23 protein-coding genes and 1 pseudogene are annotated in these 22,584 nt (G+C 73.3%); 18 read left to right on the forward strand and 6 right to left on the reverse strand.

Annotated features, from left to right (window positions below; all coding sequences use genetic code 11):
• Window positions 1-52 precede the first annotated feature (52 nt).
• The 7 genes from glmS to ACZ61E_RS03940 all read left to right on the forward strand — a co-directional run bounded on the left by glmS (window position 53) and on the right by ACZ61E_RS03940 (window position 7,268).
• Window positions 53-1,900 carry a glutamine--fructose-6-phosphate transaminase (isomerizing) gene (gene glmS / locus ACZ61E_RS03910; protein ID WP_469697299.1) on the forward strand — a complete coding sequence of 616 codons (1,848 nt, stop codon included), beginning with the start codon at window positions 53-55 and terminating at the stop codon, window positions 1,898-1,900.
• A gap of 30 nt (window positions 1,901-1,930) precedes the next feature.
• Window positions 1,931-2,299, forward strand: coding sequence for a holo-ACP synthase (locus tag ACZ61E_RS03915; protein WP_469697301.1), 369 nt, complete (start codon window positions 1,931-1,933; stop codon window positions 2,297-2,299).
• A gap of 29 nt (window positions 2,300-2,328) precedes the next feature.
• Window positions 2,329-3,813 (forward strand): NAD(P)H-hydrate dehydratase, encoded by a 1,485-nt coding sequence (locus tag ACZ61E_RS03920; protein WP_469697302.1) that lies wholly within the window; start codon window positions 2,329-2,331, stop codon window positions 3,811-3,813.
• Between the two features lie 91 nt (window positions 3,814-3,904).
• A complete protein-coding gene (gene alr / locus ACZ61E_RS03925) occupies window positions 3,905-5,119 on the forward strand; it encodes an alanine racemase (protein WP_469697304.1) in 1,215 nt (404 codons plus the stop codon).
• A complete protein-coding gene (locus ACZ61E_RS03930; RefSeq protein ID WP_469697306.1) occupies window positions 5,116-6,360 on the forward strand; it encodes an alpha/beta fold hydrolase in 1,245 nt (414 codons plus the stop codon). The genes alr and ACZ61E_RS03930 overlap by 4 nt, the downstream gene beginning before the upstream one ends.
• A complete protein-coding gene (gene tsaE, locus ACZ61E_RS03935; RefSeq protein ID WP_469697308.1) occupies window positions 6,332-6,904 on the forward strand; it encodes a tRNA (adenosine(37)-N6)-threonylcarbamoyltransferase complex ATPase subunit type 1 TsaE in 573 nt (190 codons plus the stop codon). The genes ACZ61E_RS03930 and tsaE overlap by 29 nt, the downstream gene beginning before the upstream one ends.
• Window positions 6,905-7,085: 181 nt before the next feature.
• Window positions 7,086-7,268 carry a hypothetical protein gene (locus ACZ61E_RS03940; protein ID WP_469697309.1) on the forward strand — a complete coding sequence of 61 codons (183 nt, stop codon included), beginning with the start codon at window positions 7,086-7,088 and terminating at the stop codon, window positions 7,266-7,268.
• 72 nt (window positions 7,269-7,340) lie between these two features.
• Here ACZ61E_RS03940 and ACZ61E_RS03945 read toward each other — a convergent pair whose 3' ends face one another.
• Window positions 7,341-7,892 (reverse strand): hypothetical protein, encoded by a 552-nt coding sequence (locus ACZ61E_RS03945; RefSeq protein WP_469697310.1) that lies wholly within the window; start codon window positions 7,890-7,892, stop codon window positions 7,341-7,343.
• Window positions 7,893-7,994: 102 nt separating this feature from the next.
• Between ACZ61E_RS03945 and tsaB the strand changes: the two genes are divergently transcribed.
• From tsaB to ACZ61E_RS03975, 6 genes are all read left to right on the forward strand, one after another.
• Entirely contained in the window at window positions 7,995-8,654 is a 660-nt protein-coding gene (tsaB, locus tag ACZ61E_RS03950; RefSeq protein WP_469697312.1) for a tRNA (adenosine(37)-N6)-threonylcarbamoyltransferase complex dimerization subunit type 1 TsaB, read from the forward strand.
• A gap of 47 nt (window positions 8,655-8,701) precedes the next feature.
• Window positions 8,702-9,184 carry a ribosomal protein S18-alanine N-acetyltransferase gene (gene rimI / locus ACZ61E_RS03955; RefSeq protein ID WP_469697571.1) on the forward strand — a complete coding sequence of 161 codons (483 nt, stop codon included), beginning with the start codon at window positions 8,702-8,704 and terminating at the stop codon, window positions 9,182-9,184.
• Window positions 9,177-10,286 carry a tRNA (adenosine(37)-N6)-threonylcarbamoyltransferase complex transferase subunit TsaD gene (gene tsaD / locus ACZ61E_RS03960; RefSeq protein WP_469697314.1) on the forward strand — a complete coding sequence of 370 codons (1,110 nt, stop codon included), beginning with the start codon at window positions 9,177-9,179 and terminating at the stop codon, window positions 10,284-10,286. The genes rimI and tsaD overlap by 8 nt, the downstream gene beginning before the upstream one ends.
• Entirely contained in the window at window positions 10,283-10,534 is a 252-nt protein-coding gene (locus ACZ61E_RS03965) for a hypothetical protein (RefSeq protein ID WP_469697316.1), read from the forward strand. Before tsaD ends, ACZ61E_RS03965 begins: the two co-directional genes overlap by 4 nt.
• A gap of 137 nt (window positions 10,535-10,671) precedes the next feature.
• The gene (locus tag ACZ61E_RS03970; protein ID WP_469697317.1) at window positions 10,672-11,025 is read left to right on the forward strand and encodes a YciI family protein; all 354 of its coding nucleotides are present in this window, start codon (window positions 10,672-10,674) and stop codon (window positions 11,023-11,025) included.
• 58 nt (window positions 11,026-11,083) lie between these two features.
• Window positions 11,084-12,340 (forward strand): RNA polymerase sigma factor, encoded by a 1,257-nt coding sequence (locus ACZ61E_RS03975; RefSeq protein WP_469697318.1) that lies wholly within the window; start codon window positions 11,084-11,086, stop codon window positions 12,338-12,340.
• Between the two features lie 59 nt (window positions 12,341-12,399).
• Here ACZ61E_RS03975 and ACZ61E_RS03980 read toward each other — a convergent pair whose 3' ends face one another.
• Window positions 12,400-12,633: an SRPBCC domain-containing protein gene (locus tag ACZ61E_RS03980; RefSeq protein WP_469697572.1), complete on the reverse strand. Its 234-nt coding sequence runs from the start codon at window positions 12,631-12,633 to the stop codon at window positions 12,400-12,402.
• A 62-nt stretch (window positions 12,634-12,695) separates the two neighbouring features.
• Here ACZ61E_RS03980 and ACZ61E_RS03985 point away from each other — a divergent pair, with 62 nt between their 5' ends.
• Entirely contained in the window at window positions 12,696-13,379 is a 684-nt protein-coding gene (locus ACZ61E_RS03985; RefSeq protein ID WP_469697320.1) for a hypothetical protein, read from the forward strand.
• Between the two features lie 154 nt (window positions 13,380-13,533).
• A pseudogene (locus ACZ61E_RS03990) lies at window positions 13,534-13,890 on the forward strand (hypothetical protein); the annotation flags it as partial.
• Window positions 13,891-14,080: 190 nt separating this feature from the next.
• Here ACZ61E_RS03990 and ACZ61E_RS03995 read toward each other — a convergent pair.
• From ACZ61E_RS03995 to ACZ61E_RS04010, 4 genes are all read right to left on the reverse strand, one after another.
• Window positions 14,081-14,632, reverse strand: coding sequence for a hypothetical protein (locus ACZ61E_RS03995; RefSeq protein WP_469697322.1), 552 nt, complete (start codon window positions 14,630-14,632; stop codon window positions 14,081-14,083).
• Window positions 14,629-15,342, reverse strand: coding sequence for a hypothetical protein (locus ACZ61E_RS04000; RefSeq protein ID WP_469697324.1), 714 nt, complete (start codon window positions 15,340-15,342; stop codon window positions 14,629-14,631). Before ACZ61E_RS04000 ends, ACZ61E_RS03995 begins: the two co-directional genes overlap by 4 nt.
• 73 nt (window positions 15,343-15,415) lie before the next feature.
• Complete coding sequence (locus ACZ61E_RS04005; RefSeq protein WP_469697326.1) at window positions 15,416-17,632, reverse strand: Tox-REase-5 domain-containing protein; 2,217 nt, start codon at window positions 17,630-17,632, stop codon at window positions 15,416-15,418.
• 179 nt (window positions 17,633-17,811) lie between these two features.
• Window positions 17,812-19,086 (reverse strand): class I SAM-dependent methyltransferase, encoded by a 1,275-nt coding sequence (locus tag ACZ61E_RS04010; RefSeq protein WP_469697328.1) that lies wholly within the window; start codon window positions 19,084-19,086, stop codon window positions 17,812-17,814.
• 90 nt (window positions 19,087-19,176) lie between these two features.
• Between ACZ61E_RS04010 and ACZ61E_RS04015 the strand changes: the two genes are divergently transcribed.
• The 3 genes from ACZ61E_RS04015 to groL all read left to right on the forward strand — a co-directional run bounded on the left by ACZ61E_RS04015 (window position 19,177) and on the right by groL (window position 22,463).
• Window positions 19,177-20,214, forward strand: coding sequence for a polysaccharide deacetylase family protein (locus ACZ61E_RS04015; protein WP_469697330.1), 1,038 nt, complete (start codon window positions 19,177-19,179; stop codon window positions 20,212-20,214).
• 213 nt (window positions 20,215-20,427) lie between these two features.
• Window positions 20,428-20,736 (forward strand): co-chaperone GroES, encoded by a 309-nt coding sequence (gene groES / locus ACZ61E_RS04020; protein ID WP_023539274.1) that lies wholly within the window; start codon window positions 20,428-20,430, stop codon window positions 20,734-20,736.
• 101 nt (window positions 20,737-20,837) lie between these two features.
• The gene (gene groL / locus ACZ61E_RS04025; protein WP_469697333.1) at window positions 20,838-22,463 is read left to right on the forward strand and encodes a chaperonin GroEL; all 1,626 of its coding nucleotides are present in this window, start codon (window positions 20,838-20,840) and stop codon (window positions 22,461-22,463) included.
• Window positions 22,464-22,584 lie beyond the last annotated feature (121 nt).

Raw genomic sequence — 22,584 nt, forward strand, 5'->3', positions numbered from 1 at the left:
CGCGCGCGAGCGCTGCCGGGGCCGCGGGCCCCGTCGCCGTAGGCTGCCCGCCATGTGTGGAATCGTGGGTTATGTCGGCGGGCAGCCGGCGCTCGATGTGGTCGTCGCCGGTCTCAAGCGGCTCGAATACCGCGGCTACGACTCGGCCGGTGTCGCGGTCCTCACCGACGGCCGACTGGCCTCGGCCAAGAAGGCGGGCAAGCTGGTCAATCTGGAGAAGGCGCTGGTGGAGAGGCCGCTGCCGAGCGGCAACACCGCCATCGGGCACACCAGATGGGCCACGCACGGCGGCCCGACCGACGCCAACGCCCACCCGCACGCCGACAACGCGGGCCGCGTCGCCGTCGTGCACAACGGGATCATCGAGAACTTCGCCGCGCTGCGCGCCGAGCTGACCGACCGGGGCCACGACCTCACCTCCGAGACGGACACGGAGGTCGTGGCGCATCTGCTCGCCGAGGCGTTCTCCTCCCGCGGCGGGCTCGCCGAGTCGATGCGGCAGGTGTGCGGCCGGCTGGAGGGCGCGTTCACGCTGGTCGCCGTGCACGCCGACGAGCCGGACGTCGTCGTCGGAGCGCGCCGCAACTCGCCCCTGGTGGTCGGTGTCGGCGACGGCGAGTCGTTCCTCGCCTCCGACGTCGCCGCCTTCATCGCGCACACCCGCTCCGCGATCGAACTGGGCCAGGACCAGGTCGTGGAGCTGCGCCGCGACGCCGTGACGGTGACCGACTTCGACGGCGCGCCGGCCGACGTGCGCGCCTACCACGTCGACTGGGACGCCTCGGCCGCCGAGAAGGGCGGCTACGACTACTTCATGCTCAAGGAGATCGCCGAGCAGCCCAAGGCCGTCGCCGACACCCTCCTCGGCCGGATCAACGCCGAGGGCTCGCTGACCCTGGACGAGGTGCGGATCCCCTCCCGTGTGCTGCGGGCCGCCGACAAGGTCGTCGTCGTGGCGTGCGGGACCGCCTTCCACGCCGGGCTGATCGCGAAGTACGCCATCGAGCACTGGACGCGCGTCCCGTGCGAGGTGGAGTTGGCGAGCGAGTTCCGCTACCGGGACCCGATCCTGAACACCCGCACCCTCGTCATCGCGATCTCGCAGTCCGGCGAGACGATGGACACGCTGATGGCGCTGCGGCACGCCCGCGACCAGGGCGCCACCGTCCTGGCCATCTGCAACACCAACGGCTCGACCATCCCGCGTGAGTCGGACGCGGTCCTCTACACCCACGCGGGCCCCGAGGTCGCGGTCGCGTCCACGAAGGCGTTCCTGACCCAGCTCGTGGCCTGCTATCTGGTCGCCCTGTATCTGGGGCAGTTGCGCGGCACCAAGTACGGCGACGAGATCCGCGCCGTGATCCGTGATCTGTCGCGGATCTCGCGGGAGGTCGAGCAGGTCCTGGAGACGATGGAGCCCGTACGGGAGCTGGCCCGTTCCCTGGCCGACAAGCGGACGGTGCTCTTCCTGGGGCGGCACGTCGGCCACCCGGTGGCGCTGGAGGGCGCGCTGAAGCTGAAGGAGCTGGCGTACATGCACGCCGAGGGCTTCGCGGCCGGCGAGCTGAAGCACGGGCCGATCGCGCTGATCGAGGAGGACCTGCCGGTGGTGGTCGTCGTACCCTCACCGCGCGGGCGTTCGGTGCTGCACGACAAGATCGTGTCGAACATCCAGGAGATCAGGGCGCGGGGAGCGCGGACGATCGTGATCGCGGAGGAGGGGGACGAGGCGGTGGTGCCGTACGCGGACCATCTCATCCGTGTCCCGGTGACACCGACGCTCCTTCAGCCGCTGGTCTCCACCGTGCCGTTGCAGGTGTTCGCCTGCGAACTGGCGACGGCGCGGGGCAACGAGGTGGACCAGCCGAGGAACCTGGCGAAGTCCGTGACGGTGGAGTGAGCCACGGCGAGTGAGAGGTGGGGCAGTGCAGTGATCATCGGGGTGGGGATCGATGTCGCGGAGATCGAACGTTTCGCGGCGTCGCTGGAGCGCACACCGGCCATGGCCGACCGGCTGTTCTCGGAGCGGGAGTTGCTCCTGCCGAGCGGTGAACGGCGGGGCGTCGCCTCCCTGGCCGCCCGCTTCGCGGCCAAGGAGGCACTGGCCAAGGCGCTCGGCGCGCCGGGCGGTCTGCACTGGACGGACGCCGAGGTGTACGTCGAGGAGAGCGGGCAGCCCCGGCTGCGGGTGAAGGGGACGGTGGCGGCGCGGGCGGCGGAACTGGGCGTACGGGCCTGGCACGTGTCGCTCAGCCATGACGCGGGGATCGCGTCGGCGGTGGTGATCGCGGAGGGGTGACGCCGCGTCCGGTGCGGCAGACTCGTGGCATGCGTACTGCGTACAGCGTGGAGAGCGTACGGACCGCCGAGCGGGAGCTGATGGACCGGCTCCCCGACGGCGTACTGATGCAGCGCGCGGCCGCCGGACTGGCCGCCGCGTGCGCGGATCTGCTGCGGCGGAGAGGGCGGGTGTACGGGGCGCGGGTCGTGCTGCTCGTCGGGAGCGGCGACAACGGCGGCGACGCGCTGTACGCCGGGGCCCGGCTGGCGCGGCGCGGGGCCGGGGTGACGGCGGTGCTGCTCGCGGCGGGGCGCGCGCACGCCGGCGGGCTCGCGGCGCTGTCGGCCGCCGGCGGGCGGCTCATGGACAACACCACCGCCGACGGTGCCGGCCCCGCCGACTCCGCCGCCCTGGTCGCCGTGGTGGCCGCCGCCGATCTGGTCGTGGACGGCATCACCGGCATCGGCGGGCGCGGCGGGCTGCGGCCCGACGCCGTCCCGCTGGCACGGGCGGCGCGCGACGCGGACGCGGTGGTCGTGGCCGTCGACCTGCCGAGCGGGGTCGAGGCGGACAGCGGCGAGGTGGTGGGGGAGGCGCTGCGCGCGGACGTGACGCTGACCTTCGGCACGTACAAACCGGCCCATCTGATCGACCCGGCGCGCGAGTACGCGGGGGCCGTGGGGCTCGTCGACATCGGGCTCGGTCCCGTGCTGCCGCCGGTGCCGGAGCTGGAGGCCCTCCAGCACGCGGACGTGGCACGGCTGTTGCCGGTGCCGACCGGTGAGAGCGACAAGTACCGGCGCGGGGTCGTCGGGATCGTCGCCGGTTCGGCGCGCTATCCGGGGGCGGCGGTGCTCGCGGTGGCGGGCGCGCTGCACGGCGGCGCGGGCGCGGTGCGGTACGTCGGGCCCGCCGGGGACGCGGTCATCGCCCGCTTCCCCGAGACGCTGGTCCACGCCGGTCCGCCGGCGGACGCGGGCCGCGTCCAGGCGTGGGTGGTCGGCCCCGGTCTGGGCGAGGAGCCGGGCGTACGGGACGCGCTGGCGTCCGACGTGCCGGTCCTGGTCGACGCGGACGGGCTGCGCGGGCTGGACGCCGCGGCCGTACGGGCGCGTACCGCCCCCACGCTGCTCACCCCGCACGCCGGGGAGGCGGCGGCGCTGCTGGAGGTGCCGCGTGCGGAGGTCGAGTCGGCGCGGCTGACGGCGGTCCGGGAACTGGCCGCCCGTTACGGCGCGACAGTGCTGCTCAAGGGCTCGACGACCCTGGTGGCCGGCCCGGACCCCGCACTCCCCGTCCGGGTGAACCCCACGGGCACCCCCTGGCTGGCCACGGCCGGCAGCGGTGACGTCCTCTCCGGACTGACGGGCTCCCTGCTCGCGGCGGGGCTCGGGGCGCGGGACGCCGGGTCGGTGGGCGCGTATCTGCACGGTCTGGCGGCGCGGAGCGCGGCGCGGGGGGCGCCGGTGAGCGCGGAGGACGTGGGGACGGCGCTGCGGGTGGCGTGGCGGGACGTGTCGGCGGAGCGCTGAGCCCCGCCGGCCTCGCCGGGCGGGCTCTGCGCGGCTCGTCCGGCGGTGGACCCTCCCAGGTGGGGCGGGTGGCTCTGAGAGACTGTGGGGGATGACCGGAACCGTTCATACCTCAGCACTCCGGGGGCGCGCCGAGATCGATCTCGGCGCGCTCCGCGGGAACGTCCGCGCCCTGCGGGCGCGCCTCGCGCCCGGCGCGGGCCTGATGGCCGTCGTGAAGTCCGACGCCTACGGGCACGGCGCGCTGCCCTGCGCGCGGGCCGCGCTCGACGCCGGGGCGGGCTGGCTCGGCACCGCGACACCGCACGAGGCGCTCGCGCTGCGTGACGCCGGGATCCGGGCCCCGATCCTGTGCTGGCTGTGGACCCCAGGCGACCCCTGGCGCGAGGGCATCGAGGCCGGTCTCGACATGTCCGTGTCCGCCCTGTGGGCCCTGCGCGAGGTGACCGCGGCCGCGCGGCGGGCCGGGCGGCCCGCGCGGATCCAGCTCAAGGCCGACACCGGGCTCGGCCGCAACGGGTGCCAGCCCGCCGACTGGCCCGAACTCGTCGCCGCCGCCCGCGCCGCCGAGGTCGCGGGCACCGCCCGCGTCACCGGTCTGTGGTCGCACTTCGCCTGCGCGGACGAGCCGGGCCACCCGTCGACCGCCGCGCAGCTCGACGTGTTCCACGAAATGGTCGCGTACGCCGAGAAGGCGGGTGTCGAGCCCGAGGTCCGGCACATCGCGAACTCCCCGGCCGCCCTCACCCTCCCCGAGTCGCACTTCGACCTCGTACGGACCGGCATCGCGCTCTACGGCATCTCACCCAGCGCCGAACTCGGCGACTCCGCCGACTTCGGGCTGCGGCCGGTGATGACGCTCACCGCGTCCGTGGCACTGGTGAAGCGGGTCCCCGAGGGGCACGGCGTCAGCTACGGCCACCGGTACCGCACCCCCGCCGACACGACCCTCGGCCTGATCCCCCTCGGGTACGCGGACGGCATCCCGCGCCACGCGTCGGGCCGGGGCCCCGTGCTCGTCGGCGGGGCGGTGCGGCACGTGGCGGGGCGGATCGCCATGGACCAGTTCGTGGTGGACCTCGGCAGCGGCCCGGACGCCGACGCCGTCCGGGAGGGCGCGCCCGCCGTCCTGTTCGGGCCCGGGGACCGGGGCGAGCCGACCGCCGCCGACTGGGCCGAGGCGGCCGACACCATCGCGTACGAGATCGTGACCCGGATCGGCCCCCGCGTCCCCCGTGTCCACGTCGACGGCGCGGACGGGCGGGACGAGGGTGCCGGCGGAGACGGACGAGGAGCGGGACGTTGAGCGAGGGCACAGCGGGGGACCTGGCGTCGGCCGCCGCGAAGGCGGCCGGCGCCGCCAACGGCGGAGGCAACTGGCGGCTGGCCGGAATCGCCGGCACGGCGATAGGCGTGATCGCCGCCGGGGCCGCCGCGGGCGTCGCCGTCGAGCGGCTGACCGTGGGCCGGGGCATGCGGAAGAAGGCCCGGCTCGCACTCGACTCGGCGGGACCGTACGGCGCGCTGCGCGGCACCCCCGGCACGGCGGTCGCCGACGACGGCACGGAGCTGTACTTCGAGGTTGACGACGTCGACCCGGAGACCGGCGCGGGCGCCCCGCGCCGCCGGCGCCTCTTCGGCCGCAAGGCCCCGGCGCCCGTCACCGTCGTCTTCAGCCACGGCTACTGCCTCAGCCAGGACTCCTGGCACTTCCAGCGCGCCGCGCTGCGCGGTCTGGTGCGGACCGTCTTCTGGGACCAGCGCAGCCACGGCCGCTCCGGTCGGGGCGCGGCCCAGCAGGGCCCGGACGGCGTGCCCGTCTCGATCGACCAGCTCGGCCGCGACCTGGGGGCGGTGATCGACGAGGCCGCACCCGAGGGCCCGATCGTCCTCGTCGGCCACTCCATGGGCGGTATGACGATGATGGCCCTGGCGAGTCACTGTCCCGAACTCGTACGGGAACGGGTCGTCGGCGCCGCGTTCGTCGGCTCCTCCGGCGGACGGCTCGGCGAGGTCAGCTTCGGGCTGCCGGTGGCCGGGGTGAACGCCGTACGCCGGGTGCTGCCCGGTGTGCTGAAGGCGCTCGGCTCGCAGACCGAGCTGGTGGAGCGGGGGCGGCGGGCCACCGCCGACCTCTTCGCCGGGCTGATCAAGCGCTACTCGTTCAGCTCGAAGGACGTGGACCCGGCCGTCGCGCGGTTCGCCGAGCGGCTGATCGAGGGGACGCCGATCGACGTGGTGGCGGAGTTCTACCCGGCGTTCACCGAGCACGACAAGTCGGACGCGCTGCCGGTCTTCAGGGACGTCCCGGTGCTGGTGCTGGCCGGGGACCGCGATCTCGTCACCCCCAGCTCGCACAGCGAGGCCGTCGCGGACCTGCTGCCGGACTCCGAGCTGGTGATCGTGCCCGACGCCGGACACCTGGTGATGCTGGAGCATCCGGAGGCGGTCACCGACCGGCTCGCCGACCTGCTGGTACGGGTGGGCGCCGTCCCGGCAGCCACTAACGTGGGTTCGTATGGAAGCACCGCACAGCCCGGCAGCTGAGACCGGCGACCGCACGGCCGCGACGGCCCGGATCACCGCCCGTACCACCGTCGACTCACCTGAACGCATGAGCGAGCTCGGCCGCAGGCTCGCCGCTCTGCTGCGCCCCGGCGACCTGGTGATGCTCACCGGTGAACTCGGCGCCGGGAAGACGACGCTGACCCGCGGTCTGGGCGCCGGGCTCGGCGTACGTGGCGCGGTCACGTCGCCGACCTTCGTCATCGCCCGCGTCCACCCCTCGCTGACCTCGGGTCCGCCGCTCGTGCACGTGGACGCGTACCGGCTCGGCGGCGTGGACGAGATGGAGGATCTGGACCTCGACGTGTCGCTGCCGGACTCGGTGGTGGTCGTGGAGTGGGGCGAGGGAAAGGTCGAGGAGCTGTCGGACGACCGGCTGCACGTGGTGATCGACCGCCCCGTGGGGGCCGCGGATCCGCTCGCGGCGGCCGGTCCGCCCGCCGAGGGGGACGACCGGCGCGAGGTGACCCTGACGGGCGTCGGCGGGCGCTGGTCCGGCGTCGACCTGGCGGCGCTGTTCGCCTGAGCGGGAGTCCGTCCCCGCCGTCCGGAGGCGCCGGGGAGTCCCGCGCCGACCGGGCGTCCGTGCTTTCCGACAAGACGTCGGTAAACTCTTGCGTGTGCCGTGCGGCGCGTGGTCACATGGTAAACGAGATTTGGTTAGGTCTGCCTAACCAAGCTTGCCCCCGGAGCCTCAGGAGGCATCCATGCCGGCATCAGAGAGCACCGAAGCGCGACCGTCGGAGCCGACGGTCCCCTCTGCCGATCCCTCGTCCGTGTCGATGAGCGATCTGCTGGCATCGTGCGCGGCGGCCAGCGCCGTATCGACCCCGCCCGCCGAGAGCCCGGCCGGTGTCCCCGACGGCGGCGACTCCGGGGACGCCGCATAGCGCGCCGTACCGCGTAGCGCCCACGCACGTCCGCCACCGGGCCGACGGGCCACCGGACTGCGGGACTCCGGACTACGGGACCACGACGATCTTCGAACCCACGGTCGCGAACGCCCACATCGCGTCGGCGTCCGCCGTCCTCATCCGCACGCCACCCGTCCGCAGCGCCGGGTCCGGGCTCGCCATCGACCCGTCGACCGCCGCGCTGAACCCGATCGCGACCTGGTCGACGCTCGTGAACCGCACCACGTGCTCGATGTCCACGCCGTCCGACCCCGTGACCTTCTCCGACCGCGACGTGACCTTGTACGTCCCCGGCGGCGGGCTCACCGTGCTCGGCATGACCACGAAGGTCCGCGTCTTGGGCCCCGGCCCGCCCGCCAGCCACACACGCTTCGCGTCCAGCGCGTAGACGACGCGGGGACCGCTGCCCGACTTCGCGGGCACCGCGTGCGCGTCCTTGGTCTTCTCCGGCGCGGGGGAGCCGGACGCCGAGGAGCTGGGCTTCTTCGGCGCCGAGAGCTCGTCCGGTACGTTCGCCGACGCCTGGTACGCGAGGAAACCGACGGCGGCCACGGCCAGCGCGGTGAGCCCGGCCACGAATCCCGAGCTGCTCCTGGACACCTTGATCCACCTCTCGTACGTACGTCTCGGTGGTGACGGTAGCAGCAGGCGGGAGAGGGGACAGGGCGCCGTGCCCGGTGCCGGGAGCCGTAGGCTGTTTGTGTGCTCCTGCTCGCCGTTGATACCGCCACCCCCGCCGTCACCGTCGCCCTCCACGACGGTGTCTCCGTCCTCGCCGCCGAGAGCCAGGTCGACGCCCGCCGGCACGGGGAGCTGCTGCTGCCCGCCGTCGACCGGGTGCTCGCCGGGGCGGGTCTCGCGCTCGGCGCCGTGACGGACCTGGTCGTCGGCGTGGGCCCCGGCCCGTACACCGGACTGCGCGTCGGCCTCGTCACGGCCGCCGCCTTCGGCTCGACCCTCGGGGTCCCGGTCCACGGACTGTGCACGCTGGACGGCCTCGCCCACGCCGCCGGGCTCGACCGGCCCTTCGCGGTGGCGACGGACGCGCGCCGCAAGGAGGTCTACTGGGCGCGGTACGCGGACTCCCGCACGCGGCTGACCGAGCCCGCCGTCGACCGGCCCGCCGACATCGCCGCCGAGCTGGCCGGGCTGCCGGTCGTCGGAGCGGGCGGCGCGCTGTACCCGGACGCGTTCCCCGACGTCCGCGCCCCCGGGCACCAGTCGGCCGCCGCGCTCGCGTCCCTCGCCGCCGAGAGGCTCACGGCGGGTGACACCGACGGGTTCCTGCCGCCGCTGCCGCTCTATCTGCGCCGCCCCGACGCGCAGGTGCCCAAGAACTACAAGGTGGTCACTCCCCGGTGACCGACACGAGCGACGCGACCGGCCCGAGCGCCCCGGCGCTGCGCGAGATGCGCTGGTGGGACATCGAGACCGTGCTCGCCCTGGAGTACGACCTGTTCCCCGAGGACGCCTGGTCGCCCGGCATGTTCTGGTCCGAGCTGGCCCACGCGCGCGGCCCGGCCGCCACCCGCCGCTACGTCGTCGCCGAGACCTCCGAGGGCCGGATCGTCGGCTACGCCGGCCTCGCCGCCGCCGGCGGCCTCGGGGACGTCCAGACCATCGCCGCCGCCCGGGACCAGTGGGGCACCGGGCTCGGCTCGCGGCTGCTCACCGATCTCCTCCAGCACGCCACCGCCTTCGAGTGCGAGGAGGTGCTGCTCGAAGTACGGGTGGACAACCCCCGCGCGCAGAAGCTGTACGAGCGCTTCGGCTTCGAGCCCGTCGGCTTCCGCCGGGGCTACTACCAGCCGGGCAATGTCGACGCGCTCGTCATGCGCCTGTCGTTGCAGGACGGCCCCCACGGACAAGGAAGAACTGAGATCCATGGCTGACGAACCCCTCGTCCTCGGCATCGAGACCTCGTGCGACGAGACAGGCGTGGGCGTCGTCCGCGGCACGACCCTGCTCGCCGACGCCATCGCCTCCAGCGTCGACGAACACGCCCGCTTCGGCGGCGTCGTCCCCGAGGTCGCCTCCCGCGCGCACCTGGAGGCGATGGTGCCGACCGTCGAGCGCGCCCTGAAGGAGGCGGGCGTGAGCGCCCGTGACCTCGACGGGATCGCGGTCACGGCCGGACCCGGACTGGCCGGCGCGCTGCTGGTCGGCGTCTCGGCGGCGAAGGCGTACGCGTACGCGCTCGGCAAACCGCTCTACGGCGTGAACCACCTCGCCTCGCACATCTGTGTGGACCAGCTCGAACACGGGCCGCTGCCCGAGCCGACGATGGCGCTGCTCGTCAGCGGCGGGCACTCGTCGCTGCTGCTCGCGCCCGACATCACCGCCGACGTGCGCCCCATGGGCGCGACCATCGACGACGCGGCGGGCGAGGCGTTCGACAAGATCGCCCGGGTGCTCCAGCTCGGCTTCCCCGGCGGCCCCGTGATCGACCGGCTCGCGCGTGAGGGCGACCCCGCGTCGATCGCCTTCCCGCGCGGACTGACCGGCCCGCGCGACGCTCCGTACGACTTCTCCTTCTCCGGGCTCAAGACGTCCGTCGCCCGCTGGATCGAGGCCAGGCGCGCGGCGGGCGAGGACGTGCCCGTACGGGACGTGGCCGCGTCCTTCCAGGAGGCGGTGGTGGACGTGCTGACCCGGAAGGCCGTACGCGCCTGCAAGGACGAGGGCGTGGACCATCTGATGATCGGCGGCGGCGTCGCCGCCAACTCCCGGCTGCGCGCGCTGGCCGCCGAGCGGTGCGAGCGGGCCGGCATCCGGCTGCGGGTGCCCCGGCCCGGTCTGTGCACCGACAACGGCGCGATGGTCGCGGCGCTCGGCGCCGAGATGGTGGCGCGGAACCGGCCTGCGTCGGACTGGGACCTCTCGGCGGACTCCTCGCTGCCGGTGACCGAGACGCACGTACCGGGACAGGGTCACGCGCACGGCCACGGCCACGACCACGTGCACGAGGTCAGCAAGGACAACCTCTACTCATGACCGTCGCACTGATGTGGGAGGCCAAGGCCGCGCCCGGCCGGGCCGCCGAACTGCTGGCGTGGGCACGCTCGCGAGCGCTCGACCCCGCCCCGGAGCGCCGCGAGACGCTCACCGCCCCCGGCGGCCGGGTCCTGGTCATGACCTGGTGGGACGCTCCGTACGACGCGGAGCTGCCCGAGCTCCCGGCCCCGGCCGGTGAACTCGTCGCCCGCCCGGTGCACCGCTGGCGGTTCGAGACGGCCCAGTAGCGTCCGGGCGCCCGCGCACGACCCCGGGAAGAGACTTCGCACGGATTTCGCGGCGTGTGTCGATCCGGTCCCCGCCCGTTCGACGCAAGGGTGAGAGGCGGGGAACATCCCGCCCGCACGCACACCGAGGAGTCACCATGCCGCGCTATCTGACCACCATCCACCTGGACGAGAACAACACCCCCTCCGACGGCCCCAGCCCCGAACTGATGGACCGCATGGGCGCGCTCATCGAGGAGATGAACAAGGCCGGGGTACTGCTGGAGACCGCCGGGCTCACCCCGTCCGCGCAGGGCACCCGTGTCCTGTGGTCCGGCGGCAGGATCTCGGTCACCGACGGGCCCTTCACCGAGTCCAAGGAGGTCATCGGCGGCTACTCGATCCTCCAGGCCAAGAACCAGGCCGAGGCCGTCGAGTGGAGCAAGCGTTTCCTCCAGATCCACGAGGACGCCTGGACGATCTCGATCCAGGTCCGCGAGATCGGCGAGTAACCACCGGCCCGCGCGGTCGCCCCGCGTTGGCGTCCGCCCGCCCCCGGTGTTCTGATGGGTGGCCGTGACGGCAGACAGCGGCAGCGCGGGCGCGGTGGAAGCGGTATTCAGGATCGAGCAGGCGAGGATCATCGCGGCGGTCGCGCGCGTCGTGCGGGACGTCGGCATCGCCGAGGAGCTGGCGCAGGACGCCCTGGTCGCCGCGCTGGAGCAGTGGCCCGAGTCGGGCGTCCCGGACAGACCGGGAGCCTGGCTCATGGCCACGGCCAGGCACCGCGCCATCGATCTCGTACGCCGCCGGGAGACGTACAAGCGCAAGCTGGCCGAGGTCGGCCGCACCCTGGAGGAGACGGCGCCGCCGCCCGAGCCCGCCGAACCCGACGACATCGACGACGACCTGCTGCGGCTCGTCTTCGTCTCCTGCCACCCCGTGCTGTCCACCGGGGCGCGCGTCGCGCTCACCCTGCGGCTGCTCGGCGGACTCACCACCGACGAGATCGCCCGCGCCTGTCTGGTGCCGGAGCCGACGGTCGCCCAGCGCATCGTGCGCGCCAAACGCGGTCTCGCCAAGGCGGGGGTGCCCTTCGAGGTGCCGTACGGCGCCGAGCGCGCCGCGCGCCTCGCCTCCGTACTGGAGGTCATCTACCTCGTCTTCAACGAGGGCTACTCCGCCACCGCCGGGGACGACCTGCTGCGCCCCGGGCTTTGCGAGGACGCGCTGCGGCTCGCACGCGTACTGGGCGGACTCATGCCCGACGAGCCCGAAGTGCACGCCCTGGCGGCCCTGCTGGAGTTCCAGGCGTCCCGTACGGCCACCCGTACCGGCCCCGGCGGCGCGCCCGTCCTCCTCGCCGACCAGGACCGCTCACAGTGGGACCGGCGGCTGATCCGCCGTGGCGTCGAGGCCCTGACCCGGGCGAACGCGCTGGGCGGCGCCCCCGGCCCGTACGCGCTCCAGGCCGCGATCGCCGCGTGCCACGCGCGGGCGGCCGCGTACGAGGACACGGACTGGGCCGCGATCGCCGCCCTGTACGGACGGCTCGCCGCGCTCACCCCCTCGCCGGTCGTGGAACTGAACCGCGCGGTCGCCGTCTCGATGGCCGAGGGGCCCGAGGCCGGGCTGGCACTGGTCGACGCGCTCGCGGCGGAGCCCGCGCTCAAGGGCTACCACCTGCTGCCGAGCGTGCGCGGGGATCTGCTGGCCCGGCTGGGGCGCGCGGAGGAGGCCCGGTCGGAGTTCCTGCGGGCAGCCGGACTGACCCGCAACGAACGGGAACGCGCCCTCCTGGAGGACCGGGCGGCCCGCACCGGGTGAGCCGGGGCGGGGCGCACCCGATGAGCCTGCGGCCCGCCGGCCGGTACCGCGGGAAGGGCTCACTCCTCGGGCAGCGGCTCACCCGTCTCCAGCAGCGTCTTGAGGCTCGACAGCAGCGCGGGCCAGCCCTCGCTGACGCTCGACAGGACGGTGGAGCCCGGCTGGAAGCCGTCGTGGATCACGGTCAGCCTGACCGTCGAACCCATCGGCTCGATCTCGAAGGTCACCTTCGACCGCCCCTCGGCCGCCGCCTTGACGCGGTACTCCTCGCCGAGGCCGGTCGCCTCGGGCAGCCGATTGGCTGCATGTCAATGCGCGGAGAGACGGTCCGGGGCCGGGCAATAGGCTCGCCCCCATGTCTCGCCGTGTGCCCGCGCTGCCGCCGCCTCCGCCGCCCGTACACCTGCGCACCTGGCCCGACGAGCAGGCGCTGCTCGCCGACCGTGCGGGCGTGCTCGGTCTGCTCGTGGGGCGAAGCATGGGGTTCGCCCGGCTCGCGCAGTTCCTGCTGCTCGTCGCCGGAGCGCAGTTCGGCTGGCTGATGACGGGGCAGGCCCTGCGGGCGCTGGCCGAGGAGGTCGTCGATCCGCTCGGCGTCGTCATGGGCGGGCTGATCGCGGCGTTCGGCGTCGGCGTCATGACCGCCTGCGGGATCGTCCTCGGGCTGCTGCTGCGCCGGGACGGCGCGATGCGCACGCTGACGCACCGGTGGGCGGCGCTGGCGAGCGACCCGGCGCGCGACGCGGGGCTGCGGCTGCCGGGCGTGAGCCTGTGCTGGCTGCTGATCTCGTTCCTGGCCGGGGCGTTCGGTCTGTGGCTGGCCCTGGAGACGCCCGCGAGCGCGCGCCGGGGTCAGGACACGTACGCGGAGGTCTGGTACCTGATGGGCGCGGGCACCCTCTTCTGGATCGCCGGCCTGATCGGCGTGACGAAGGCCGTCGCGCACTACCGCTGGGCCGTCCGGCTGGCCACGGCCAGGACCTCGCCGACCTCCCCGGGAGACCCGGCCGGGACGCCGGGACCGGGCGTCCATCGCTGAAACCGCGAAAATCGTGGTATTTGGGGGACGTGAGTGGCACCTGATGTCCGGATGTGCCCCGAAGTCTCCCCCCGCTCCCTGAGGCCGTTCCTACGCCGCCCGTTCTATCCTGGGTGGAACGCATGCGCCATTTCATGGGGTGAAGGGGCGGCGGATGAACTGGCTGTGGTGGATATTCGTCTTCTTCATGGTCGGTGGCTTCAGCTGGGTCGCCGATACGGGCCGGAGCGCGCTGCGCACCCGGCACGAGCGGAGAGTGGAGCGTCTCAAGCTCGTCGAGGGCGGCCGGCTCGCCCTTGAGGAGTCACACAAGCCGCCGGAGCCCGTCTGCGGGTGTACGCACCATCTCGCCAAGCACGACAGACAGGGCAAGTGCCATGAGCGAGTCGAGGTCGCGACCGCCTGGGACGAGAACAGGAAACCGAAGGCGTACGAGCCGGCGCAGTGCAACTGCCAGCAGTACGTCGGTCCGCAGCCGCTCTCGCGGATCTACGCGGACGACATCACCGATCTGGACACCGCGATCCTGGACGCGCAGCTCAGCGCCACCGAACCGGCGGAGCCGAGGAAGCGGCCCGCGGAGCCGGCGGAAGCCACGGCGCGGTCCACCGAGCCGACGGAGCCGAAGCCCGGGAAGCCGCGCCTGGAGAAGGACGGGGACTGACACCGGACGGCGCCCCTGGGGGCCGTCCGGGGTGCCCTCAGCCGGCCGGGTACCGCTCCGGCGCGCCGCTGACCGCCCCGAACAGCACGACGGGCTCCTCCGCGTCCTGCTGCCCCACCCCCACGGCCACCAGCCGTCCGCCGACCCGCCATGTCTCGATGTCGCCGAAGTAGCCCAGCCCGCACAGGGCCGCGTAGAACGGCGGCACCGGCTCGTCGGCCAGATACCGGTCGGCGTACGCCGTCAGCTCCACGGTCCGGTGCGCGCCCCACCGGGCGTCGAGGGCGTGGACGACGCCCCGGAGTTCGGTCTCGTACGCGTCGAGGACGGCGTCATGGCGCCCGAGGTCCTCGTCCTCGTAGAAATCGGCGCTGACCCGCAGCGCGACGATCGCGAAATCCGCCCCCGACGCGGACCGGGCGGGGTCCGCGCCGTCCGGCCGGGGCGGCGCGTACGGGGCGGTGGCGAGGCGTTCCACGGCGGCGGTCCGCGCGTCGACAGCCGCCTTGAAGGCGAGCGCGTCGCGCCCCGGTCCCTCCGTCTGCCCCGGTCCCCGCCCCGCCGAAGCCTCCGGAGCGCCGGAGGTCACAGCTTCGGCCGGTCCGCCGGGGTGGCCGCCGGGGCCAGCGCCCCCGCGTCCGCCAGCGCCTTGTGCGCCGCGAGCACCGCGTCCGTGGTGGCGCCGACGTCCAGTACGACTCCGCCCGGCCCGGCCGCCAGGCGCGGCGCGGCGAAGTCCGCGGGCACCCGCGCGGCCCGGTTCGCCGACAGGAAGACGGACCAGCCGGCGCGCGGGTGCGAGGCCCGCAGGCCGTAGGCGGACTTCAGCGCCGCGAACAGCTCACGGTCGTGCGCGCTGCCGGTGTCCGCGTCCCAGACCCCGGCCACGGCCGCCAGTGCCTCCGGGAGCCGGTCCGTGAGCGGCGCCGCGCCGTCCGGGGAGCCGGGGAAGAGCAGCAGCGTCGCGCCGAACGGGGTGTATCCGTCCGTACCGCCCGCCCCCACCCTGAGCTGCGCGTAACCGCCGTCCTGCCGCCGGGCCACCACGACGGCCGTGCGGCCGACGACGTCCGCGTCGTCCTGCGGGTTGGCCGCGTCCACCGCCGCCGCGAAGGCGGTGATGTCCCGCGGCACGGCCTCGCCCGGCGTGGCCCCGTCGGTGTCCCACCGCCAGTCCGCCAGCTCACCGGCCGAAAGATCGGTCAGCCGCCCCAGCAGCTCCAGCCAGCGGCCGGCCAGCTCCTCGCAGGACTCGGGCCTGGGACCCCAGGACGCCTTCACGATGGTTTCGCTCGCCATGCCCGTCACTCCCGAGACTCCCGATGGTGCATCTGCCTGTCGCTCCTCGCCGCTTCTCGCCGTCACAGCCCCGTCACGGCTTCCAGGGCGTGTGGACGACGTCCACGTCCACCCCAGCATCATCGAACGCCTTCTGCGCGGCGTCGGCGGCCTGCTTGTTGGAGAAGTTCCACTCGACCGGCTTGCCGTTCGCCACCCGCACCTGGCGCCGCGCCTGTTCGACCCACTTGGTGGCCTGTGCGGGTTCCAGGGTGCCATCCGGACGGACCTTGCCCCCGTAACCGAACTTCGCCTCCTTGTACTTCTGCCCGGCGGAGTCCCAGCCGTCGAAGTCGACGTCGCGCCCGGTGGCCGGGTCCTTCACCGCGTACTCCTTGCCGCGCTTCACCCCCGAGACCTGCTCCTGGAACCGCATCCAGCGCTCCATCGCCGGGCCGTACGCGACCGACTTCTTCGTCTTCCACTTGCCGTCGCCGAGGTCCTTGGAGCCCTTGCGCGGATTCTTCAGATCGCCGTACCAGGACGGCTTCTTCCACTTGGCGACCGCCTTCTGGCCGGCTTCCCGCTTGGCCGCCTGCGCGTCGGCTGCGTCCTTCTTCGCCTGTTCGGCGGCGTCGATCTCCTCCTGGCTCGCACCGTCGCACTTCTTCTCGAACGGGAGGAGTACGGGTACGCCGCCCGCCCGGTAGACCGCCACGGTCCGTCCGGCCGCGTTGACGCCGCCGGTGAGCGAGGGCCGCTCGGTGTCCGGAGCGCCCGGAGCGCCGGGACCGCCGGGGAGCCGGCCGCCGAGCGGGCCGGAGCTGATCAGGCAGCCCTTCTCCGCCAGCTCCTTCGCGGCGTCGTCGGCGTGCTTCTGCGCCTGACTCGCCGCGTCTTCGGCGGCCTTGACGTCGCCCCTCTCCGCGGCCTTGCGGGCGCGGTCGGCGGCCTCGCGGGCCTTGTCGGCCGCCTTGCCGAGTTTCCCGAGCTTGCCCAGCTTCCCGGCCTTGCCGAGTTTCCCGCCTACCTTGGCCGCGTTGTAGCCGGGGATGAAGATCGATCCGACGTTCCACACGACGTCGGTGACCGCCCGGGTCTTCTCGCCGTTGTTCCACCGGTCGCGGACCTCGTCGCCGACGAACATGTCGTCGCCTGCCGTGACCACCGTGTTGACGGACGCGCCGCCCCAGTCGGTCAGGGCGTCGAGGTAGTCGCCCCTGGCCCACTTGTCACCGGCGTCCTTGGAGTCCTCCGACCACTTGTCGCCCAGGCTGCCGCCGTACTCCTTGAGGCCGTCCCAGGTGCCGCCCGGGTCGGTGACGAGGTCCCAGACGCCGGTGACGTCGCCCCAGAGGCCGTCCACGAAGAGGCCCTTGACGACCTGGCCGCCACGGTCGGCCGCGCAGGAGAAGAAGCCCCAGCCTCCGCAGTCCTCGGCCTTCTCCCCGTCGTCCTCGCCGTTGCCGGCCGCGGCCTCGTCGTCCTCCCAGCCGGGCTCACCGGCGGCGCCCTCCTCGCGGTCCTCGTCGGTCTCGACGCCCACCGGGACGGTGCCGCCGTTGTCGTTCCGCGGAGCGCCGGGGTCCCCGGGACCGCCCGGGTCGGCCGGGCCGCCGTCGACGCCCTCCCGGCCGTCGCCCGCCTCGACGGAGTCGCCGTCGGCGCCCGCCGGGCACGCCGCGCCGGTGATCGAACAGACCGCGGACCGCAGGCCGTCGGACACCTGCCCGCCGACGCCGCTCGCCGTGAGCCCGACGATGATCGCGGCCACGAGGACGAACAGCCCGAGGTATTCGAGCGCCGTCTGGCCCCCGTCGCCGCGCCACCTGATGAACCGGGCGAACGAGAACGGCCGGTGTGGCGACCGCCGTTCCGGGTCGAGCCGCAGCCACTCCCGGCTCTCGGGGTGCCACAGGAAGACCAGGATCAGTACCGGCAGGACGAGTTGGGTGAAGCCCTGGAAGGAGCCCTCGGTGATGTTGGAGACGCCGCCCAGAACCAGCCATGCCTGGACGGCGATCAGGGCCCGCCACTCCCGCACGCCGCCGGTCCACAGCCGCCGGGACAGCAGCCAGCCCACCGTGCCGGGCGCCGCCGCCCACAGGGTCAGACCGATGAGTCCGGCGTCCACCGCGTCCGCCGCGGCGGCCGAGAGGAGCAGGCCGACTCCGCCCAGCACGGTGAAACCGAACAGCGCGTGGACCAACCACCGGGCGACGAGCAGCAGTTGAGGCATCTCGCGCCGCCCGGACGGATCGGGCGGCGTCCATGCGCCGTCGTACGCCGGTGTACCCCCGTAAGAAGCCATTTCCCGCCCCAACCACCCTCGCGATACGCGGTGTTCCGGCGGTACGCCTCAAACCGCCCCAACAGGGGAGCTTATGACGGGAACACGCCAGAGGATATGGACGCGGGATGCTGAAACCGTCTCAAACACGTACCAGGGCATGGCGAATCGCGGTGAATGGCAGGTTTCGGGGGCCGGGCTCAGGCCGGGTGGCCGAGAAGCATGGTGGGCGCGCCCGCGACCCGGGTCAGGAAGACCGTGGCCGATTCCCGCCCCTGGAGCTTCATCCTCCGCCGCAGCTCCTCCGGTTCGACGGGCGAGCCGCGCTTCTTGACCGTCAGGACGCCCACGCCGCGCTCCCGGAGCAGGGCCTTGAGCCGCTTCAGGTTGAACGGCAGCACGTCGGTGATCTCGTACGCCACCGCGTACGGCGTCGGGCGCCGTACGTCCGCCGTGATGTACGCGATGGTCTCGTCGATCAGCCCGCCGTCCAGCTCGTCGGCGACCTCGGCGACCAGATGGGCGCGGATGACGGCGCCGTCCGGCTCGTACAGATAGCGGCCGACCTCCCTGACCGGTGGGTCCGGCAGGCCGCGGCCGGTCAGGGTGAGACCGGCGGGAAGCAGTGTGGCGCGCCGGGCGCCGGGCGTGATCGCACCCGCCCGCGGCCCCGGACCGGATTCCGCACCCGGCCCCGGCCCCGTCGCGCGGTGCCAGAGCACCGCCTCCTTGACGTCGCCGCCGTCGGAGATCCACTCGGCCTCGAAGTCGTCGGGGACCAGCTCGTGCGGGATACCGGGCGCGATCTTGATGCCGCCGGCGCCGACCGCGCGTACCGCCTCGACCGCCCAGGACAGCGGCGGCGAGTACGCCTCCGGATCGAAGATCCGCCCCCGGCCGCCGCGTCTGGCCGGGTCGACGAAGAGGGCGTCGGGGGCTGGCGCGGCGGCCAGGTCGTACGCCAGGACGTCCGCGCGCACGACTGTCGCGGGCGGGGCGTCCGGTGCCAGCGTGCGGACGTTGAGCGCGGCGATCTCGCAGGTCACGGGGTCGCGGTCGACCGCCGTCACGGCGAACCCCGCGCGCGCCAGTTCGATCGCGTCGCCGCCGACGCCGCAGCACAGGTCGGTGATCCGGGCCGGGCCGCCGTCCCGCGGGCCGATGTCCCGGAACCGGCCCGCCCGGTGGGCGGCGACCGAGGTGCGGGTGGCCTGCTCGACGCCGTGCGGCGTGAAGTACATGCGGTACGCGTCCCGTTCGCCGAACTTGGCGACCGCCCGCTGTCGCAGCCGGGCCTGCGCGAGGGCCGCGGAGACCAGTTCGGCCGGGTGGTCGCGGCGCAGCCGGGTGGCGAGGGCCAGCTCCTGGGCCGGGTCGTGGTCGCGGAGGGCGGTGAGCAGGGCCTGACCCTCGTCGGAGAGCAGCGGGGCGAGCGACGGTGCGGGGGAGGGGGTGCGGTCGGTGCGGTCGGTCACCGGGCCATTGTGGGCCAGGCGGGGGACCGTCGGCGCTCACCGGCGGTGTCGGCCGGGCGCGCGGGCCGCGCGCTGACAGGATGCGGCGCCATGCAACTAGTACGACAAAACGAAGAAAAGGCCGCAGAGCGGCGCAAGAGGCACACCGGCGGACGGACACGCGCGGTCGCCGCCGTACTCCTGATCGCCGCGCTGGGCTCCGCCTGCGCGGGGGAGTCCGGTGACCGGGGCGGGGGTGACCGCGGCGGCCGGAGCGGGGACGGGGGCGGCGGAGGCGGCGGACCCGTCGAGTCCGCCGCCGCGACGCCGGGCCGGGCGGGCCCCGAAGCCGCGAAGAAGGCCGAGGCCGCGAAGAAGGCCGAGGCGGAGAAGGCGGACGTGAAGAAGGCCGAGGCCGCCGTCGCCAGGGCCCAGGCGGTGCGAGCCGTCGCTGCCAAGAAGTGGAAGCTCGCCAGGACCCCGCTCGCCGCGCCCCCGCCGCCCGCGGTGAAGCCGCGGATCACCACGCGCAAGGGCTTCGAGGTCACGGGCGGCGCGACCCTCCCGCCGGTCTTCACCAGCGTCCCCACGAAGGAGAAGGTCGTCTTCCTGACGATCGACGACGGCGCCGAGAAGGACCCCGAACTGCTGCGCATGATGACCGAGTTGAAGATCCCGTACAGCGCCTTCCTCAGTGACTACGTCATCAGCGACAACTACGCCTACTTCAAGAAGATGCAGGCCCGCGGCGTCTCCCTGCACAACCACACCCTCACCCACCCCTACCTCCCCGGGCTCTCCTACGAGAAGCAGAAGCGGGAGATCTGCGGCCAGCAGGACAGGATCGAGAAGCGGTTCGGAAAGCGGCCCGAGCTGTTCCGGCCGCCGTACGGCAACTACGACGCCGGCACCCTCCGCGCCGCCAAGTCCTGCGGCGTCAAGGCGGTGCCGCTCTGGTCGTCCGAGGCGTTCCCCGACCACATGGAGTGGCGCGAGTGGGACCGGAAACTGCACCCCGGGGACATCGTCCTCACGCATTTCCGCGGCAAGGAGGACTGGAAGGGCTCGATGCCCGACATGATCCGGCACGTCATGAAGACGATCACGGACAAGGGTTACGCGGTGGCGAAGCTGGAGGACTACGTCTAGGAGGCGGCCACCCGATCGGGCCACCGCCGGGCCTCGACTGGCACTCAGCTTGACCGAGTGCTAATCGCGGTCATAGTGTCATGTCTGGCACTCCCCACTGGAGAGTGCCAAATGCGTGGCAGGACAGGTCCGGCACCCGCGACGACGGATCGAGCCCGGTCACGCGACCCAGACAGTTAACCCCGTGAGATCTCCGAAGGGGGAGGTCGGATCGTGACGACCGCCAGCACCAAGGTTGCCATCAAGCCGCTCGAGGACCGCATCGTGGTCCAGCCGCTCGACGCAGAGCAGACCACGGCCTCTGGCCTGGTTATTCCGGACACTGCCAAGGAGAAGCCCCAGGAGGGCGTCGTCCTGGCCGTCGGTCCGGGTCGCTTCGAGAACGGCGAGCGGCTCCCGCTCGACGTTTCCGTCGGCGACGTCGTTCTGTACAGCAAGTACGGCGGCACTGAGGTGAAGTACAGCGGCGAGGAGTACCTCGTCCTCTCGGCTCGCGACGTGCTCGCGATCATCGAGAAGTAATCCTCACAGTCCCGCTGTGAAACTGCGCCCCTGGCCCCCGCATCGCCGGGCGGTCCGGGGCGTAGTTCGTTGTTCGTTCGAGAGGACAAGAGAAAGCTCCCATGGCGAAGATCCTGAAGTTCGACGAGGACGCCCGTCGCGCCCTTGAGCGCGGCGTCAACAAGCTTGCCGACACGGTGAAGGTGACGATCGGCCCCAAGGGCCGCAACGTCGTCATCGACAAGAAGTTCGGCGCCCCCACCATCACCAACGACGGCGTCACGATCGCCCGCGAGGTCGAGCTCGACGACCCGTACGAGAACCTCGGCGCCCAGCTCGTGAAGGAGGTGGCGACCAAGACCAACGACATCGCGGGTGACGGCACCACCACCGCCACCGTGCTGGCCCAGGCGCTGGTCCGCGAGGGCCTGCGCAACGTCGCCGCCGGCGCCTCCCCGGCCGCCCTGAAGAAGGGCATCGACGCCGCCGTCGCCGCCGTCTCCAAGGAGCTGCTGGACACGGCCCGCCCGATCGACGACAAGTCCGACATCGCCGCCGTCGCCGGGCTCTCCGCCCAGGACTCGCAGGTCGGCGAGCTCATCGCCGAGGCGATGGACAAGGTCGGCAAGGACGGTGTCATCACCGTCGAGGAGTCCAACACCTTCGGCCTGGAGCTGGAGTTCACCGAGGGCATGGCCTTCGACAAGGGCTACCTCTCGCCGTACATGGTGACCGACCAGGAGCGTATGGAGGCCGTCCTCGACGACCCGTACATCCTGATCAACCAGGGCAAGATCGGCTCCATCCAGGACCTGCTCCCGCTGCTGGAGAAGGTCATCCAGGCGGGCGGCTCCCGGCCGCTGCTGATCATCGCCGAGGACGTCGAGGGCGAGGCGCTCTCCACCCTCGTCGTCAACAAGATCCGCGGCACGTTCAACGCCGTCGCCGTGAAGGCCCCCGGCTTCGGTGACCGCCGCAAGGCCATGCTCGGCGACATCGCCACCCTCACGGGCGCGACCGTCATCGCCGAGGAGGTCGGCCTCAAGCTCGACCAGGCCGGTCTCGACGTGCTGGGCACCGCCCGCCGCGTCACCGTCTCCAAGGACGACACGACCATCGTCGACGGCGGTGGCGACAGCACCGAGGTCACGGGCCGCGTCAACCAGATCAAGGCCGAGATCGAGTCCACGGACTCCGACTGGGACCGCGAGAAGCTCCAGGAGCGCCTCGCGAAGCTGGCCGGCGGCGTGTGCGTGATCAAGGTCGGCGCCGCCACCGAGGTGGAGCTGAAGGAGAAGAAGCACCGTCTGGAGGACGCCATCTCCGCGACCCGCGCCGCGGTCGAGGAGGGCATCGTCTCCGGTGGTGGCTCCGCCCTGGTGCACGCCGCCAAGGTGCTCGAGGACGGCCTGGGCAAGTCGGGCGACGAGGCCACCGGTGTCGCGGTCGTCCGCCGCGCCGTGGTCGAGCCGCTGCGCTGGATCGCCGAGAACGCCGGCCTCGAGGGCTACGTCATCACCGCCAAGGTCGCCGAGCTCGACAAGGGCCACGGCTTCAACGCCTCCACCGGCGACTACGTCGACCTGGTGAAGGCCGGCGTCATCGACCCGGTCAAGGTCACCCGCTCCGCGCTGGAGAACGCCGCCTCCATCGCCGCGCTGCTCCTCACGACCGAGACCCTGGTCGTCGAGAAGCCGGCCGAGGAAGAGGCCGACGCCGGTCACGGCGGCCACGGCCACAGCCACTGACCCGCACGGTCACCGGCACGGCACGCGCGACGCGGGGGGGGGGGGGGGGGGGGGGTGGGGGGGGGGGGGGGGGGGGAGGGGGGGGGGGGGGGGGGGGGGGGGGGAGGGGGGGAGGGGGGGA

The sequence above is a fragment of the Streptomyces sp. NPDC104581 genome, assembly GCF_055583685.1.